Source organism: Rhodomicrobium sp. R_RK_3 (assembly GCF_002198715.1).
Lineage (GTDB): Bacteria > Pseudomonadota > Alphaproteobacteria > Rhizobiales > Rhodomicrobiaceae > R-RK-3.
This window is the reverse complement of record NZ_MWLK01000026.1, coordinates 134350-151444: the sequence shown is the minus strand read 5'-3', so window position 1 is coordinate 151444 and position 17095 is coordinate 134350. Positions and strand designations below refer to the sequence as shown.

Here is a 17095-nt window from a genome sequence, read left to right as displayed (position 1 = left end):
TGCCCTCAGGGGCCTCATCTGAACGCCGCGACGCGGGCGGCCTGATCGGCGATGACGCGGGCATTGTTGGTCATCGCATCGCCCGCCGGCTCTTCGGCGACCACGACATCCGGGTTCGACCAGATCGGCAGGCGCGGGCAGCCATTGCAGGCCGATTTATAAGCCATCATCGTCCGCCATTTCTCCTGATTGACATAGCCATGGCCGTAGGGAAAGGGCTGGGTCGAATTGTCGAGCGAGCGGTCATGCCGCGCACCGATCAGATGGCCGATCTCATGCGCGACGGAAAAGGTCGCCGTGGCGCATTGGTGATTGACCACGGCAAAGGCCTCGTCCTCATAGGCGCCGACGCGGGTCGCAAGCCCGCAGCCGCTATTGCTGGTGACGAGCATGACGACGACATCGGCCTTCTTGTCGTCGCGGATCTTATGGATTTCGTCCAGATAGCCGTCGCCCTTGTCGGCAAGGCGCCAGAGGTGATTGTAGAGATTGGCGTCGCCTTCCTCGTAATCGGATTGGTAGGTGCCGGCGACTTCGAGCCGGACATTGCCGATCTTGCTGAGGCGAAAACTCTCATTGCTCTGCTGGACGGCGAGGGCAATCAGGTCGTTGTCGATATTCTCGTAGAGGCTGGCGACCGCCTTGGAATAGACGAACAGCACGGTGATGACGACCGGCGTCGTGGAATTGAGGCCCGGCGTCAGCATCGATGGCTTGTGCTCCAGCAGCGCCAGGAATTCCGGCGGCATGCTCTGGGCGGTCTCACGGGCGTCTTCGAGATTGCGCTGGTCTTCCTCGCTCTTCATCGGGTTCTTCGGCTTCACCGGCGCCGGCTTCAGGGGCTGCTTCGGCGCCTGGATCCGCGGCATGGTCCGGGCGTGGACGCCCCGCAGCCCCGGTTCCATGCCCGGCTTCGACGACATTTCCGGACGCATCCCCCCGCGCATCGACATCTCCGCCTCCGGATGTTCCGGCGGCAGATCGTCTGGATCCATCTCGATCACCGCGTGCGCCATGCCCTTGAGATTGCGGATCGCGTACATCTTGTTGCGGTAGCTGAACGAGGCCGTCAGCTTGCCGCCCGGCCACCAGATCAGGCTGACCGGCATCTGCGATCCGGCGATGGTGCCGTGCCAGATGGTGCGGTCGGCGAGCGTTTCGACGCGGTTGCGCTTGACGGTGATTTTTTCGGTCTGGTTGATCTGGATGACGATCTCATCCCGCATCGATTCGGGCGCGGCCCAGGTGCCGATGCTCTCCTGCTGGCCGCGCGCCAGGGCGTATTCCATCATCGCAGGCGGCTTGACCATCATGATCGTCACCGCCGTCACGGACGGCGACTTCATCATCTGCTGCATATAGGCGGCATAGGGGCCGGGGTCGGCCGGCATTTCGCTGCTTTCGACGCGATTGGCCACGCCGGCCATCAGCTCATTATAGCTTTTGCCGAGCTCGATCATCTGCACGCCCTGCTCGCCGCCGGCATGGCGCAGCATCTCGGCGCGGAACGGCTCGAGCAGCCACATCTCGGCGTTGCTGCGGGCAAGCTCCTCGCCGCCGACGACGCCGGCGATGTCGCGCAGATATTTATAGGCGGGGCTGTCCTTGGGGGGCAGGTTCCAGATCACCATGCTGGTCGGCGCTTCCGCCCCATCATCCTGAGCGGTCGCCGGCAGCGCCGTCATCAGCAGCGCGAGGACACCGGCCGCCAGACGCGGGACGAAACCGGCACGGCGGGCCGGCCATTGACGATGTCGCGTCCAAAATCGCATTCCTGATGCCCCGGCGGTTTTCCGCCTTTGCGGTGGCAGCCGGAATAACCGGACTGCCACCCAATCTGTAAATGGATCGGGCGGCCTATTTCTTGGCTGCGCCGACTTTCTGCAACTCGGTCCAGAACTTTTCCTGATCCTCTTTAGAGTTGCTGTATTGCTTAATCTTGTCCCAAAAATCGTCAAATTTGACTTCGTCGCCGGATTGGCACGCATCGAACGCGCGGATGCCCTGGCGGTTGGTCGCGATCACGTCCTCGATCGATGGCTTGGCGTTGGCGTATTCGTTCTGCTTGTCCCAGAAGTCCTTGTATTTCGAAATACAGTCATTCGAGGCCGCCTGGGCTGACGGCGCGGCGAAGATCGCCACGATGGCGGCCGCAAGGATAGATCTGATCATGAATTCTGTCTCCCTAACTCGAGGTTAATGGCACAAAAGGCTTGGGAAATTGCAAATCCCCAGCCTGGGCCTTTTAGCCAGCTAGGCATTCATTTCGGAGGATGGAAGAGGAAAGCCGAGGGAATGTTTGGCTTCGACGTCCCACCGCCTAGCCCAATCCCTATCGCATTTCCTGACAATTTCGTCATGCCATTTTTGGCGCGGAACGAGCAGGGCAAACTTCGCCAGCAACCTGGCCGATTAGAGCCAAATCCCCGGCGGCAATTGGCGCGCATCCGCACGGCGGCGGCCTTGACGGCAGTCAGCTTTTGCCGGGGATCGCATGGCACCCTCAACGAATGCTGACGCCGTCTTGGCCGCGCATCAGGGCGCGTGGGCGGGCATTTCGATCGCGGCCTCGATGGCCGACCCCAGCGTTTTGACGTCGAACGGCCCATTATGGCGGAAGCCGTTGATGAAGAAGGTCGGCGTGCCGTTGACGCCGCTGCGCAGACCGCTGAGGAAATCCTCGCGGACGCGCGGAGCGTGGACATGGCGCGCGAGATCATTGGCGAAGCGCGGCAGGTCGAGGCCGATCAGCGCGGCGTGGCGCGTGAGGCTGCGCATGTCCAGCGCCCGCTGATGGCGGTAGAGCATGTCGTGCATCTTCCAGACATCGTCCTGCGCGCCGGCGGCCTCGGCTGCCTCTGCCGCCTGCTGGGCGTGCGGGTGGACGGCCGTCAGCGGGAACTGCCGGTAGACATAGCGCATCTGCTTGCCGAACGAGCGCATGAGCTCGCTTACTACCTTATGGGCCTGCCCGCAGAACTGGCATTCATAATCGCCATATTCGACGACGATCACGGGAGCTTCGGGCGCCCCGAGGACATGGTCCCGCGGAGCGACGGGAGAGGTGAGCATGTTGGTCTCGCTGATCATGATGATGCGCCTTGTGAGGGGAAACGTCCGAGAGCGGCGGCAATTCCGGCCCATGGCGAAATGCACTGCAGGCCGCGCACTCGGCCCGGACGATAGGGGGAAGAATGCTGGGCGAAAGACGCCGCAACACTGATGACCGTCACTGTCTTGGGGTCTACGGCAAGCATCCGGCGCGAGCGGCGCCGCATTGAAAGCTCGACATGGGCGGCGATTCCCGTTTCAACGGAGTGCTCGACCGTCGGAACCGCGGCTCAGCGCCGCCGCGCCTTGAGGCTCTGCCCGCCATGGAATGCGCCGAACCCAGCCGCGACTGCCCCCTATGCCCGCGCCTCGCCGCCTTCAGGGAGAGCAACCGCACCAGCTTTCCCGACTTCTTCAATGCACCGGTGCCGTCTTTCGGCGACGCGGAGGCTCAGCTTCTGATCGTCGGCCTGGCGCCCGGCCTGCGCGGCGCCAATCGCACCGGACGCCCCTTTACGGGCGATTATGCCGGGCAGCTTCTCTACAGCACCCTGCTCAAATTCGGCCTCGCGTCAGGGGAATATCTGGAAACGCCCGCCGACGGCCTCCGCCTCCAGCGCTGCATGATTACCAATGCCGTGCGCTGCGTCCCGCCCGCCAACAAGCCGGAGCCCTCCGAAATCAACATATGCCGCCATTTTTTAACGCAGCGCATAGGTGTCTTGCCCAAGCTGCGGGCAATCGTCGTGCTCGGCCGCATCGCCCATGACAGCACGCTGCGGGCTTTGGGTTTGAAATTAGCGGCTTTTCCCTTTCGCCATGGTGCAAGCCATGCCGTCCCCGGCAGCCCGGTGCGCCTGTTCGATAGCTATCACTGCTCCCGCTACAACACTAATACTGGTATGTTGACCCCGTCGATGTTTGAGACGGTTTTTAAGACTGTCCGAACCTACCTTGAAATTTCCAATAATAGCGATGTAGACTAACGACCCGGCATCGCCCAATTTGTGTTGTTGCGTAACCTCGGGTCAGTACAAAATCATGCTTGAAATCTCGACGGCAAAAGTCGCTCACGTCATCGTTCGAGCACGCGAATATGATGCCAAGACCGGGAGCTGGGAAGATCCCATGCGCTTCGGTTTCCGCGATGATGACAGCGATACGATTCTTGAGAATTTCTCCAACGATTCAACGCGCAGCGAGTTGGAGGAGTTTATCGGCGGCCTGAACCGGGACGAACAGGCAAGCCTTGTGGCGCTGGCCTGGCTCGGTCGCGGATCGTTTGCTCCGGAGGAGCTGGACGATGCCATCGAGACCGCCAAATCCGAGCGCGCCAGCCGCACCGGAGACTATCTGATTGGCATTCCCCTCCTCGCCGACTATCTCGAAGAAGGCCTCGACAAGCTCGGCGTCTCCGTCGAAGACGCAGAGAAGGGCATTTTGTAGGCCGTGCCTACGTGTTTAGCCGGGCGCGCAGACAGCACGCCCTTAGCGGCTAAACAATCCCGCGCAACGCCTCGCCGGCCTTTCGCAACACCGGCAGGAAACGCACTGTCATGTCCTCGGCTGAAACCCAGGCCGCGTGCGCGCCGATATTCAGTGCAAAGCGCGCCCCGCCATCCGGCCCGAGCACCGGCACCGCGATCGAGCGCAAGCCCGGCTCCAGTTCCTCGTCGACCATCGCGAAGCCGTCCTCGCGCACCTGCCGCAGCACGTGCTGCAAAGCGGCGATGCCCGTCACCGTCTTCGGCGTGCGCGCGGTCAGGTCGGCGCGGGCGAGATAGGCGGCCTGCTCCGCCTCCGGCAGATAGGCCAGCAGCGCTCGGCCGAGCGAGGTGCAGTAGATCGGCAAACGGCTGCCCACCCCGAGACCGATCGACATGATCCGCTTCGTCGCCGAGCGGGCGATATAGACGATGTCGTCGCCGTCGATCACCGCCGCCGAACTCGACTCGCCGGTCTCCTCGGAGATGCCCTCCAAAAAGGGCTGAATCCGGCTTGGCAGCGGGGTCGACGACAGATAGGCGTAGCCGAGCCTCAGAATGCGCGGACTGAGGCTGAAAAAGCGGCCGTCGAAATCGGCATAGCGCAATTGCGTCAGCGTCAGCAGATAGCGCCGCGCCGCCGCGCGCGTCAGGCCGGTGCGCCGCGCCACATCGGCCAGCGTCAGCCGCTGATGCTCGGGGCCGAAGGCTTCGATGACCGCCAGCCCCTTTTCCAGGCTGGCGACGAAATCGCGGGATTCCCCTCGCCCTGCCCCGGCCTCCACGCCGGGCGTCTCCTGCGTGAGAGCCTTCATGCGGCCTGTCCATAGCGCTTGACAGTAAAAGGCCGCATCGTAGACTCGTGCGTAGAATAAGAATATGTGCGCATCGCGCACACTATCCTGTCAGCGCGGGATGATCAATGGCATTGGGTGAGCCCGCAGTGTAAAAGCGGGCCTTGGGGAGGGGATGTCCATGATTTCGAGACGCGTTTTGTGCGCCGCCTTCGGGCTGGCAATGCTGGGTGCCGGAGCCGCCGCCGCCGAAACGGTGCGGGTCGGCATCATCGGGCCGTTTTCCGGTCCGTTCGCCTTGCAGGGCAAGAATTTCCAGGCCGGCATCGAGGCTTACCGGGCGCTGAACGGCAAGAGCGTCGGCGGCAACGAGGTCGAGATCATCTATCGCGACCTGCCGACGGCCAATCCGCAGCAGGCCCGCGCCATCGCCCAGGAACTGGTGGTCAAGGACAAGGTGCAATATCTCGGCGGCGTCTATTTTACGCCCGACGCGCTCGCCATCACCCCCATCCTCACCCAGGCCAATGTGCCGCTGGTGATCTTCAATGCCGCGACGTCGGCCATCATGGAGCAGTCGCCGCTGGTGGTGCGCACCTCCTTTACGCTCTGGCAGACGGTGACGCCGCTCGGCAAGGCCGCCATCGAGCGCGGCATCAGGAAGGTCATCACCGTGGTCAGCGATTACGGCCCCGGCGTCGATGCGGAAAACGCCTTCAAAAAGGCGTTTCCGGCGGCGGGCGGCACGGTGGTGGAGTCGATCCGGATGCCGATGCAGACCAACGATTTCAGCCCGATCCTGCAGCGCGTGAAGGATTCGGGCGCCGATGCCGTCTTCGCCTTCCTGCCCTCCGGCCCGCCGACCCTCGGCTTCGTCAAAGCCTACAACGACAACGGCCTGAAGGCCGCCGGCATCAAATTCCTGGCGTCCGGCGACCTCACCCAGGAAAGCGATCTGCCCGCGCTCGGCGACGGCGCGCTCGGCCTCGTCACCAGCTATCATTACGCCGTCTCGCATGACTCGCCGGAAAACAAGATTTTTGTCGAGGCCGCCCGCAAGGCCATCGGCAATCCGGCCGAGCTGTCGTTCCCGGCCATCGGCGCCTATGACGGCATGTTCGTCATCAGCAAGATGATCGAGGCGACCGGCGGCAAGCAGGACGCAGCCAAGGCCGTCGAGGCGGTGAAGGGCCTCGCCTGGATCAGCCCGCGCGGGCCGGTCTCCATCGACCCCAAGACGCGGCACGTGACGCAAACCATCTACCTGCGCGAGGTGGCGAAGGACGCCAGCGGCCAGTACATCAATAAAGAGATCGAGAGTTTTCCGGGCCAAACCGATCCCGGTCTCGTAAAGTAGCCGCGGATCGGCAAGGCGCGAGCGGCAGGCGGCGGACATGCAGACGGTTCTCAGCATCGCGGTGGACGCCTTCGCCTATGGCATGGTGCTGTTCATCATCTGCATCGGCCTGTCGGTGACGATGGGCCTGATGCAGGTGGTCAATCTCGCCCATGGCGGCTTCGCCATGATCGGCGGCTACATCGCCTCCTATGTCGCGCGCGACATGGGGCTCGGCTATGCGGCGGCGGTGCTGGCGGCGATCATCGGCACCATCGCCATCGCCATCCCGCTGGAGCGCTTCCTCTACCGGCGCGTCTACGCCCAGCCGCAGCTCATCCAGGTGCTGATGACCATCGGCATCACCTTCTGCATCATCGGCATCACCAATTACATCTTCGGTCCGACGCTGAAGACCATTCCGCTGCCCGCCGCGCTGTCCGGGCCGGTCGATATCGGCTTCCGCACCATCGCCGCGCACCGGCTGTTCGTCATGGTGTGCGGCCTCGCCGTGGCGCTCGGTCTGTGGCTGCTGATCGAGCGCACCGCCTTCGGCATCCGGCTGCGCGCGGCGGTCGACAATGCGGCGATGACCAGCGCGCTCGGCGTGCGCACGGAGTTCGTCTATGCCGTCGCCTTCGCGCTGGCGATGGGGCTGGCGGCGTTCGGCGGCGTGGTCGGCGCGGAGTTCCTGCCCATCGAGCCCTATTACGCGTTGCGCTACATGGTGACGTTTCTGGTGGTGGTCTCGGTCGGCGGCGCGGGCTCGATTTCCGGTGCGCTGGCCGCCTGCCTGCTGCTCGGCGCGGTCGATACGACGGGGCGCTATCTCTTCCCCGATTTCGGCAATTTCTTCTTCTATCTCGCCGTCATCGTCATCGTCTGCGCCTTTCCGCGCGGCCTGTTGGGACGGGAGCAGGCGCGAGGGTGAGTGTATTGTCGGAAACCCGCCCGCTGGCCGCTTCGGGTCGCCGCTGGCCGCGCGATGTGATCGGCCTCGCCGCCATCGCCCTGGCGGGCGGCGCGGGCTATGTGCTGTTCCCCGACAGCCTCGCCTTTCTGACGCGCATCATTTCGATTGCTTTGCTCGTCCTCTCGCTCGACCTGCTGATCGGCTATTGCGGCATCGCCACCTTGGGTCAGAGCGCGCTTTATGGCGCAGGGGCCTATGCGGCGGGGATCGCGGCGGTGAACGGACTGACCGATCCGGTCGCGCTGATCGCCGTCGGCGCGCTGGCGGGCGGCGTCGCGGGGCTGCTGATGGGGGCGGTGCTGCTGCGTGCGCATGGTCTGCCGCAACTCGTGCTGTCCATCGCCTTCGTGCAGCTTTTCCACGAGATGGCGAACAAGGCGGCCTCGATCACCGGCGGCAGCGATGGGCTATACGGCATCGCGCCCGGACCGCTATTTGGGCTTTTCGCCTTCGACCTCTACGGCAAGACGGCCTTCTTTGCCGGCCTTGGCCTTCTGCTTTTGGTGTTCGCGGCGCTGTCCTTCGTCGTGCGCTCGCCCTTCGGCATGACCTGCCGGGGCATCAAGGAAGACCCGCTGCGCATCCGCGCCATGGGCATCGGGGTGCGGCCGACGCTGATCAAGATGTTCGCACTCTCGGGGGCGGTCGCCGGGATGGGCGGCGCGCTCGGCGCGATCGCGACGCAGGTGGTCGGCCTCGACAGCGTCAGCTTCGAACTCTCCGCCAATGCGCTGGTGATGCTAGTGCTCGGCGGCTTCGGCTCGCTCTACGGCGCGCTGATCGGCACGGTGATCTTTCTCGGCGTCGAGCACGAAGTGTCCGCGATCAACCCGTTCCACTGGATGACGCTGGTCGGCGTGATGCTTATCGCGGTGGTGCTGTTCGCGCCGCGCGGCCTCTACGGGGTGATGACGGACGCCGTCGCCCGCTGGCGGGGGCGGCCATGAGCGCGCTGTTCCGCATTGAGCACCTGAGCAAGCAGTTCGGCGGCCTCAAGGTGACGCGCGACGTCTCGCTCGACCTCGTCCCCGGCGACCGCGTCGCGCTGATCGGGCCGAACGGTGCGGGCAAGACGACGCTGGTCAATCTGGTCACCGGGCAGTTGCGGCCGGATAGCGGGCAGGTATTTTTCGGCGGCGAGGACGTGACGCGGCTGAGCGATGTCGCGCGCGTGCGCAAAGGGCTGGTGCGGACCTTCCAGGTGACGCGCCTGTTCAGCGAGATGACGCCGGACGAGCATGTCACGCTGACGATCTTGCAGCGCAAGGGCAGGGCGACGCGCATTCTTGAGCGCTTCGGCCACGATCCGGCGATTGAGTTCGAGGCGGCTGACATTCTGTCCACGCTGGGGCTGACCGAAGTCGCGCATCGCCCGGTCGCGGAGATCGCCTATGGCCAGCAGCGGCTCTTGGAGATCGCGATTGCCCTGGCGCTGCGCCCGCGCGTGCTGCTGCTCGACGAGCCCGCCGCCGGTGTGCCATCTAGCGAGACGCCGCGCATCGAGGCGGCGCTGGCGCGGCTGTCGTCGGATCTGGCCGTGCTGCTGATCGAGCACGACATGGATCTGGTGTTCCGCTTTGCGCGCAAAGTGGTGGTGCTGAACGGCGGCGAGATCGTCTTCACCGGCGCGCCGGACGCCGCCGCAGCCGACCCGCGCGTGCGCGAAGCCTATCTGGGGAGCTATGCCCATGCCAGCCGCGTCGCTTGAAGTTTTGGGCCTGAGCGCGGGCTACGGGCCGACGGTGATTTTGGAGGATGTGTCGTTTTCGGTGCCGGCGGGCGGGCGCTTGTCCGTGCTCGGCCGCAACGGCATGGGCAAGACGACGCTGCTCATGGCGCTGATGGGGCTGACGAAGCGCACGGGCGGGGAGATCAGGGTCGGCGGGGCGGATGTGACGGCGATGAACGCCACTGCGCGGGCGATTGCCGGACTGGGGCTGGTGCCGCAGGCGCGCGAGGTGTTCAAGTCGCTGACGGTCGAGGAGAACCTGTTCGTCGGCCTGAAGGAGCGCCCGCGTTCGGCGATCGCCGAGGCTTATGCGATGTTCCCGCGTCTGGCGGAGCGGCGGCGGAACCTCGGCTGGCAATTGTCCGGCGGCGAGCAGCAGATGCTGTCCACCGCGCGCACGATTTTGGGGCGGCCCTCAGTGCTGCTCCTGGACGAGCCGCTGGAAGGCCTCGCCCCTGTCATCTGCGACGAGCTGATGGCCGTGCTGACGCGCCTAGCCGATAGCGGCGAGATGACGATCCTGTTCGTCGAGCAACGCCTGGACAGCGCGCTGAACTTCGCCGAGCGGGTGGTCATCCTCGAACGCGGCCGCATCGCCTGGACCGGCACCAGCGACACCCTCCGCGACGACCACACCCTGATCGAACGCTACATCGGCGTCGGCGCGCTACACTGACGGCCGCCTCCTCTCAGCATCGCCCCGGCCGTAAGAGCCGGGGTCCAATCACATCCCCTCTTGCCGAAGTGCTTGCGGATAAGCCAATGGATCCCGGACAGCCGCTGCGCGGCTTCCGGGACGACGGAAATGGGCTATCCGTGCGCGACCATCACATGCCGCAGCGCGGTGTAATCCTCCAGCGCGTAGAGCGACATGTCCTTGCCGTAGCCGGACTGCTTCAGCCCGCCATGGGGCATCTCGTTGACCAGCATGAAATGCGTGTTGATCCAGGTGCAGCCGTAACGCAGCCGCGCCGCGACCGACATCGCCTTGGATACATCCCGTGTCCACACCGACGAGGCCAGCCCATAGTCCGAGTCATTCGCCCAGGCGACCGCCTCGTCCGCATCGGTGAACCGCGTCACCGACACCACCGGGCCGAACACTTCGCGGCGCACGATCTCATCGGACTGCAAGGCCCCCGCAATCACCGTCGGCTGGTAGAAAAACCCGCCGCCTTCATGCACCTTGCCGCCGGTCGTCACCTGCATGTGGCTCTGCTCGACGGCGCGCTGCACGAAGCTGGCGACGCGGTCGCGCTGGCGTTGCGAGATCAGCGGGCCGATCTCGTTCTCGGCGTCGTCCGCGCGCGCATAGGCGATGGTCGACACCGCCGAGGAGAGGTCGGCGACCAGATTTTCGTAGATCTTCGGCCCGGCATAGATGCGGCAGGCCGCCGTGCAATCCTGCCCCGCATTGTAGTAGCCGAAGGCCCGAAGCCCCGCGACCACCGCCTCAAGATCGGCATCGTCGAACACGATCACCGGCGCCTTGCCGCCGAGCTCCAGATGCGTGCGCTTGACGCTTTTCGCCGCGGCCTGCAGCACCTTCTTGCCCGTCGCGACGTCGCCGGTGATGGAGATCATGTCCACCTTCGGGTGGTTGATCAGCGCATTGCCGACGCTCTCGCCGCGCCCGAGCACGACATTCACCACGCCCTCCGGCAGCACATCGGCCAAAATCTTCGCCAGCTTCAGCGCGGTCAACGGCGTCTGCTCGGACGGCTTGAACACGATGGCGTTGCCGCCCGCAATCGCCGGCGCCAGCTTCCACGCCATCATCATCAGCGGATAGTTCCAGGGCGCAATCGACGCCACCACGCCGATGGCGTCGCGCCGGATCATCGAGGTGAAGCCCGGCAGATATTCGCCCGCCGCGCTTCCCGGCACGCAGCGCACCGCACCCGCAAAGAACCGAAAGCAATCGGAAATCGCGGGCATCTCGTCGTTGCGCACATTGTTGATCGGCTTGCCGCAGTTCAACGCTTCGAGCGCGGCAAAGCCCTCCGCCTCGGCGTCGATCCGGTCCGCGATCTTCAGCAGCGCCGCCGAGCGCTGGGCGGGCGTCGTGCGCGACCAACCCGCAAACGCCGCCGTCGCCGCATCCACCGCGCGGTCGATCTGGGCTTGCGAGGCCTCGGGCAGCAGGGCGATGCTCTCGCCGCTTCTCGGATTGAGGACGTTTTCCGCCGTCTCCGTTCCGGCCTCGAAGGCCGCGCCGATCAGCATCTGCGTATCCATGTCTTCCTCCTTGGCTGAAATCATTTGCCCTGGCCGGCGACCTGATCGCCGTCGCGGGTGAGGTAATAGGCGCCGAGTATCGGCAGGAGCGTCACCAGCACCACCACCATGGCGACGACGTTCGTCACCGGGCGCTGGCGCGGGCGGACGAGTTCCTCGAGCATCCAGATCGGCAGGGTCGCCTGCTGTCCGGCGGTGAAGGTGGTGACGATGACCTCGTCGAAGGACAGGGCGAAAGCGAGCATTCCGCCTGCCAGCAGCGCCGTGCCCATGTTCGGCAGGATGATGTAGCGCAGCGTCTGAAAGCCGTTCGCGCCGAGGTCGGCCGAGGCTTCGAGCAGCGAGCCGGAGAGCCGCCGGAAGCGGGCGACGGCGTTGTTGTAGACGACGACGACGCAGAAGGTCGCGTGGCCGAGGATGATGGTCCAGACGGAAAACGGGATTTCGGCGATGTTGAAGGCCGAGCGCAGCGCGATGCCGGTAATGATGCCTGGGAGAGCGATGGGCAGGATGACGAGCAGCGAGATCGTCTCACGGCCGAAGAAGCGCGTCTGCGAGACGGCGGCGGCGCAGAGCGTGCCGAGCACCAGCGCGATGGCCGTGGAAATCGTGGCGACACGCAGGGAGAGCCAGAGTGCGTCCCAGACATCCGGCCGGTTCCACGTCACCGCGAACCATTTGAGCGTGAAGCCGGGCGGCGGCCATTGGTAGCTCTTGTCCTCGGTGGTGAAGGCATAGACGAAGATCAGCAAGATCGGCAGGTGCAGGAAGAGCAGCCCGGCCCCGGCGGCGATCTTCAGTGCGAGCGGCGCGCGGTTCTGGCGGTCAGAGCGCATCGAAGGCCCCCATCCGCCGGGCCATCCAGAGATAGAGGCCCATGATGACGATTGGCACTACCGTGAAGGCGGCGGCCAGCGGGATGTTGCCGGCGGTGCCCTGATGCGCGTAGACCGCCTGCCCGATGAACAGCCGCGACGAGCCGACGATCTGCGGGATGATGTAGTCGCCGAGCGTCAGCGAGAAGGTGAAGATCGAGCCGGCGACGATGCCGGGCAGGGCGAGTGGGAATAGCACCGTGCGGAAGGTTTGCGCAGGCGTCGCGCCGAGGTCGGAGGAGGCTTCCAGCAGACTGACCGGCACGCGCTCCAGCGCCGCCTTGGTCGGCAGGATCATGAAGGGCAGCCAGACATAGAGGAAGACCAGGAACGTGCCGGTATAGCTGACCGACAGCGAATTGCCGCCGATGACGGGCAGCGACAGCCAGGCGTCGAGCAGCCAGCCGAGATAGAGCTTGCCGAAGACCCAGGTGAGGATGCCTTCCTTGGCCAGGATCAGCTTCCAGGCGTAGATTTTGACGAGGTAGCTCGACCACAGCGGCAACAGCACGCCGACATAGAACAGCGCCTTCCAGCGCCCTTGCGCATAGCGGGCCGCGTAATAGGCGATGGGGAAGCCGACGATGGCGGCGGCGATGGTGACGATCGCGGCCATCAGCACGGTGCGCAGGATGATGTCGAGATTGGAGGGCTGGAACAGCTCGCCATAGGTTTTCAGCGTCGGCTGATAATCGATCAGGCCGGAGAACTCGTCGATGGAGAAGAAGCTCTGCGCCAGCAGCGCAAACAGCGAGCCGAGATAGATGATGCCGAGCCACAGGACGGGCGGCGTCAGCATCAGGGCCAGCAGCAGGCCGGGGCGGCGCCAGAGCAGGTCGGAGAGCGCGCCCGTGAGGCCTTCGCGCGGCGGCTGGATGGCGAGTGTCGATTCGGTCGCGGAGGTCGCGGTCAAAACTCGTCCTCCATCAGATGCAGGTCGGCGGGCGTCCAGGCGACGCGGATGCTGTCGCCCTCCTTCGGCACGGCGCCGTTCGACGGCACCAGCGCGACCAGCTTCTGGCCGTAGAGGTCGAGGCCGAGCCGGGTCAGCCCGCCGAGATAGCCCGACGCGGTGACGCGCGCCTCGTAGCCGCCCGCGCCGACGATGCGGATGGCCTCGGGGCGCAGGCTCGCCCAGCCATAGCGCCCGCTGGTCTTGTTGGCGAAATCGGGCGGCAGCACGTTGGACGAGCCGACGAAATCGGCGACGAAACGCGAGGCGGGCCGCTGATAGATGTCCTGCGGCGAGCCGAGCTGCATGATGCGGCCATGGTCGAAGACGGCGACGCGGTCGGCCATGGACAGCGCCTCGCTCTGGTCGTGGGTGACGAAGACGAAGGTGATGCCGAGGCGCTTTTGCAGCGCTTTCAGCTCCTCCTGCATGGATTCGCGCAGCTTTAAGTCCAGCGCGCCGAGCGGTTCGTCGAGCAGCAGGACCTTCGGCTTGTTGATCAGCGCGCGGGCGAGGGCGACGCGCTGGCGCTGCCCGCCGGAGAGCTGGTTCGGGCGGCGCGCTCCGTAGCTGGGGAGCTGGACCAGGGTGAGGGCGTCTTCGGCCGCGCTGTGACGCTCGGCCTTGCCGATGCCCCGGATCATCAGCCCGTAGGCGACGTTGTCGAGGACGTTCATATGCGGGAAGAGCGCGTAGTCCTGGAACACGGTGTTGACGTTGCGCCGGTAGGGCGGCACGCCTTCGGCGGTTTCGCCGAAGATTTCGATGTGGCCGGCGGTCGGCTGCTCGAAGCCGGCGATCAGGCGCAAACAGGTGGTCTTGCCGGAGCCGGAGGGGCCGAGCATGGCGAAGAACTCGCCCTCGCGGATGGCGAGATCGACGCCGTCCACGGCCTTCACCGCCCCGAAATGGCGCGAGACCTTGGCAAAGAGGACGGCTGTCGTCATGGCAATCCGTCTGTTGGGGGGCGCAGTGCATCGTACGGGAAGCGCCGCTTCTTCCCTCTCCCATGGGGAGAGGGTGGCGCGAAGCGCCGGGTGAGGGGGTGTGTCCTATCCGTTTGGCGAGGCATCGTCTCACGGAGAGGCATTACCCCCTCACCCCAACCCTCTCCCCATGGGAGAGGGAGTGCTCCGTGCCCGTTGTTGGTCCGTCATATTCATGGCGATCGGTTGGCGATGGGCTTAGCCGAGATTTCTCCTCCTCGTCGCCCCGGCCGTCAGAGCCGGGGCCTACTCGCATCGCCGCTTGCCGCAGTGCTAGCAGATCGGCGAGTGGGCCCCGGCTCACCGCTTCGCGGCGTCCGGGACGACGAGGTGGAGATTCCGTGAGCATCCAAGCCGGGCGCTGCCCGCTCACCGCCCCCCGATGACGCCGATATAGTCCGACACCCAGCGGTAATACGGCACGCACGCGGTCTGCGTCGCGCATTTGGCGACGGGCGTCGTCCAGAATTTGATCTTGGCGAAGTCATCCATGCCGTTGGTGGTGCAGCCTTCCGCCGTCTGCATGCCGCTCTTGTTAGTGCAAGCCGCGGGCACGCTCGGATTGGCGCCGAACCAGACGGACAGGTCGCTCTGCAAATTCGAGGACAGCGTATGCTCCATCCAGAGATAGGCGCAGTTCGGATTGGCGGCGTCGACATGCATCATCGTCGTGTCGGCCCAGCCGGTCGCGCCTTCCGCCGGAATGGTCGACGCGATCTTCGCCTTCTCGCTCTGCAGCAGGTTGACCTGGAATGGCCACGACCCCGACGCCACCACACCCTCGTTCTTGAAATCGTCGACCTGGATCATGGCGTCGTGCCAGTAGCGGCCGACCAGCGTGCGCTGCACCCGAAGCAAATCCAGCGCCGCCTTGTACTGATCCTCGTTCAGCTCATACGGATTCTTGATGCCCAGCTCAGGCTTCTTCGTCATCAGGTAATTGGCGGCGTCCGCCACATGGATCGGCCCGTCATAGGCCTGCACGCGCCCCTTATTCGGCTTCCCGTCGGGCAGATCCATCGGCTCGAACACGACGTTCCAGCTCTTGGGCGCTTCCTTGAAGACCTCGGTATTATACATCAGCACGTTCGGGCCCCACATATAGGGGACGCCGTAATGGACCCCGCCCGCAGTGTGCCAGGGCGCGTCCTTCAGCCGGGGATCGATCTTGTCCCAGCTCGGCACCAGCTTGATGTTCACCGGCTGCACGCGCTTGCCCGCGATCAGCCGCAGCGAGGCGTCGCCCGAGGCGGTGACGAGGTCGAAGCCGCCTTCGTTCATTAAGGCGACCATTTCGTCCGAGGTGTTGGCGGTCTTGACCTGCACCTTGCAGCCGGTCGCGGCCTCGAACTTGGTCACCCAGTCATAAGCCTTGTCGGTTTCGCCGCGCTCGATATAGCCGGGCCAGGCGACGATATTGACCTGCCCCTCGCCCTTGCCGAGCTTTTCCACCATGCCCGCCGCTTGGGTCGCCGCCGTCTGCGCCATCAGGAGAGAGAGGGCCGAACAGGCCGCCAGAAAACGCTGCATCGCAAGCCTCCTTTATGAAATCGCCGCCAATTTCGCTCATGCTTTGCCGGGCATAAGCTTGCGCGCCGGGCCGCTCGGCCACAAATGCTTTTCACAGAAAAGTGATATCGGTTTTTCCGATAGCGTCAGCGCGTGCGGCTGACGCGCCGGGACTTGGCGAGGCTGATGAAATCCTGCGCCGTCCGCTTCGGCGACAGGCCGCGCCGCCAGACGATGCCGACCTGGATCACCGGCAGCGCGCCCGAGACATCGCGGGATTCGATGCGGTCGCCTTCCAGCGACCAGGGGCGGTAGATCAGGTCCGGCAGGATGGCGATGCCGGCGCCGGTCGCGACGAGGCTGCGGACCGATTCCACCGAGCGCGTGCGGAAGGCGACCGGCGGGCGCGCCCCGAGGGCGCTGAGCAGTTTCGCCGTCGCCGTCTCGATCTCCTCGACGGTCAGCACGATCATCGGCTCGCTCGCCAGATCGGCCAGCTCGATGCTTTCCGCCGTCTCCAGCCGGTGGCCGAGCGGCAGCCAGAGGCGATAAGGCGAGACTTCCAGGATCTCGCTCTGCAGCGCCATGCGGTCGCTCAGCGCCGACACCACCATGATGGCGACGTCGAGTTCGCCGCCGACCAGAAGGTGCTCCAGATACTCGCCATTATCCTCGATGGCCTTCACGGTGACGCCCGGATAGGCGCGGCGGAAGCGCGAAAGCACGTCGGAGAGGAAATAGCCCGCGACGAGCGATGTCACGCCGAGATTGAGCGTCCCCGACGGCCGCTCGTCGGTCTCGCTGAAGGCGCGGCGGGCGTCGGAGACATTGCCCAGGATCGCCTTGGCGTGGCGCAGGAATTGATGGCCCTTATAGGTGATGTTCAGCCCGCGCGAATGGCGCTCGAACAGAGCGACGCCGAGATCGGCCTCCAGCTCCTTGACCGCCTCCGTCACCGAGGATTGCGAGATCGACAGCGATTGAGCGGCGCCCGATACCGACCCCTTCTGCGCCACCGCAACGAAATATTGTAGCTGTCTGAGCGTGAAAGGCATCGATCCCCGACCGGTCCGGCTGCCGTGCAGGGCCCCGCGCGGGACCAAGCCAAGGTGCTCCGCAAAACCCGCCGCCGTCAAGCTGGCATGATGAACGCCCGCTTTACAGCGGC

17 protein-coding genes are annotated in these 17095 nt (G+C 65.1%); 7 read left to right on the top strand and 10 right to left on the bottom strand.

Going from position 1 to position 17095, the window contains the following annotated elements; translation table 11 throughout:
• Window positions 1–14: 14 nt before the first annotated feature.
• The 3 genes from BLEFHOIH_RS15085 to BLEFHOIH_RS15075 all read right to left on the bottom strand — a co-directional run bounded on the left by BLEFHOIH_RS15085 (window position 15) and on the right by BLEFHOIH_RS15075 (window position 3090).
• Entirely contained in the window at window positions 15–1772 is a 1758-nt protein-coding gene (locus BLEFHOIH_RS15085) for a M12 family metallo-peptidase (protein ID WP_170937171.1), read from the bottom strand.
• 85 nt (window positions 1773–1857) lie between these two features.
• A complete protein-coding gene (locus BLEFHOIH_RS26705; protein WP_170937170.1) occupies window positions 1858–2172 on the bottom strand; it encodes a hypothetical protein in 315 nt (104 codons plus the stop codon).
• Window positions 2173–2535: 363 nt separating this feature from the next.
• Window positions 2536–3090, bottom strand: a complete 555-nt coding sequence (locus BLEFHOIH_RS15075) for a thioredoxin domain-containing protein (RefSeq protein ID WP_210191619.1) — start codon at window positions 3088–3090, stop codon at window positions 2536–2538.
• Window positions 3091–3374: 284 nt separating this feature from the next.
• Between BLEFHOIH_RS15075 and BLEFHOIH_RS15070 the strand changes: the two genes are divergently transcribed.
• A complete protein-coding gene (locus BLEFHOIH_RS15070; protein ID WP_088346865.1) occupies window positions 3375–4037 on the top strand; it encodes a uracil-DNA glycosylase in 663 nt (220 codons plus the stop codon).
• Window positions 4038–4092: 55 nt separating this feature from the next.
• A complete protein-coding gene (locus BLEFHOIH_RS15065; protein WP_088346828.1) occupies window positions 4093–4497 on the top strand; it encodes a DUF3775 domain-containing protein in 405 nt (134 codons plus the stop codon).
• A 49-nt stretch (window positions 4498–4546) separates the two neighbouring features.
• On the opposite strand, the gene BLEFHOIH_RS15060 is transcribed toward BLEFHOIH_RS15065, so the two are convergent.
• The gene (locus tag BLEFHOIH_RS15060) at window positions 4547–5350 is read right to left on the bottom strand and encodes an IclR family transcriptional regulator C-terminal domain-containing protein (RefSeq protein ID WP_088346827.1); all 804 of its coding nucleotides are present in this window, start codon (window positions 5348–5350) and stop codon (window positions 4547–4549) included.
• Window positions 5351–5510: 160 nt separating this feature from the next.
• Between BLEFHOIH_RS15060 and BLEFHOIH_RS15055 the strand changes: the two genes are divergently transcribed.
• The 5 genes from BLEFHOIH_RS15055 to BLEFHOIH_RS15035 are packed head-to-tail and all read left to right on the top strand — an operon-like array spanning window position 5511 to window position 10043.
• Window positions 5511–6686: an ABC transporter substrate-binding protein gene (locus BLEFHOIH_RS15055; RefSeq protein ID WP_088346864.1), complete on the top strand. Its 1176-nt coding sequence runs from the start codon at window positions 5511–5513 to the stop codon at window positions 6684–6686.
• A gap of 37 nt (window positions 6687–6723) precedes the next feature.
• Entirely contained in the window at window positions 6724–7596 is an 873-nt protein-coding gene (locus tag BLEFHOIH_RS15050) for a branched-chain amino acid ABC transporter permease (RefSeq protein ID WP_088346826.1), read from the top strand.
• Window positions 7593–8585, top strand: coding sequence for a branched-chain amino acid ABC transporter permease (locus BLEFHOIH_RS15045; RefSeq protein WP_088346825.1), 993 nt, complete (start codon window positions 7593–7595; stop codon window positions 8583–8585). The genes BLEFHOIH_RS15050 and BLEFHOIH_RS15045 overlap by 4 nt, the downstream gene beginning before the upstream one ends.
• Window positions 8582–9346, top strand: a complete 765-nt coding sequence (locus BLEFHOIH_RS15040; RefSeq protein WP_088346824.1) for an ABC transporter ATP-binding protein — start codon at window positions 8582–8584, stop codon at window positions 9344–9346. Before BLEFHOIH_RS15045 ends, BLEFHOIH_RS15040 begins: the two co-directional genes overlap by 4 nt.
• On the top strand, window positions 9327–10043 hold the full coding sequence (locus BLEFHOIH_RS15035; protein ID WP_088346823.1) for an ABC transporter ATP-binding protein: 717 nt from the start codon (window positions 9327–9329) through the stop codon (window positions 10041–10043). The genes BLEFHOIH_RS15040 and BLEFHOIH_RS15035 overlap by 20 nt, the downstream gene beginning before the upstream one ends.
• Window positions 10044–10177: 134 nt before the next feature.
• Here BLEFHOIH_RS15035 and BLEFHOIH_RS15030 read toward each other — a convergent pair whose 3' ends face one another.
• The 6 genes from BLEFHOIH_RS15030 to BLEFHOIH_RS15005 all read right to left on the bottom strand — a co-directional run bounded on the left by BLEFHOIH_RS15030 (window position 10178) and on the right by BLEFHOIH_RS15005 (window position 16982).
• The gene (locus tag BLEFHOIH_RS15030; protein WP_088346822.1) at window positions 10178–11605 is read right to left on the bottom strand and encodes a gamma-aminobutyraldehyde dehydrogenase; all 1428 of its coding nucleotides are present in this window, start codon (window positions 11603–11605) and stop codon (window positions 10178–10180) included.
• A gap of 20 nt (window positions 11606–11625) precedes the next feature.
• Window positions 11626–12441, bottom strand: a complete 816-nt coding sequence (locus BLEFHOIH_RS15025) for an ABC transporter permease (RefSeq protein WP_088346821.1) — start codon at window positions 12439–12441, stop codon at window positions 11626–11628.
• Complete coding sequence (locus tag BLEFHOIH_RS15020; protein ID WP_170937169.1) at window positions 12431–13393, bottom strand: ABC transporter permease; 963 nt, start codon at window positions 13391–13393, stop codon at window positions 12431–12433. Before BLEFHOIH_RS15020 ends, BLEFHOIH_RS15025 begins: the two co-directional genes overlap by 11 nt.
• On the bottom strand, window positions 13390–14379 hold the full coding sequence (locus BLEFHOIH_RS15015) for an ABC transporter ATP-binding protein (protein ID WP_088346820.1): 990 nt from the start codon (window positions 14377–14379) through the stop codon (window positions 13390–13392). The genes BLEFHOIH_RS15020 and BLEFHOIH_RS15015 overlap by 4 nt, the downstream gene beginning before the upstream one ends.
• 408 nt (window positions 14380–14787) lie before the next feature.
• Window positions 14788–15948, bottom strand: coding sequence for an ABC transporter substrate-binding protein (locus BLEFHOIH_RS15010; protein WP_088346819.1), 1161 nt, complete (start codon window positions 15946–15948; stop codon window positions 14788–14790).
• 125 nt (window positions 15949–16073) lie between these two features.
• The gene (locus BLEFHOIH_RS15005) at window positions 16074–16982 is read right to left on the bottom strand and encodes a LysR family transcriptional regulator (protein WP_088346862.1); all 909 of its coding nucleotides are present in this window, start codon (window positions 16980–16982) and stop codon (window positions 16074–16076) included.
• Window positions 16983–17095 lie beyond the last annotated feature (113 nt).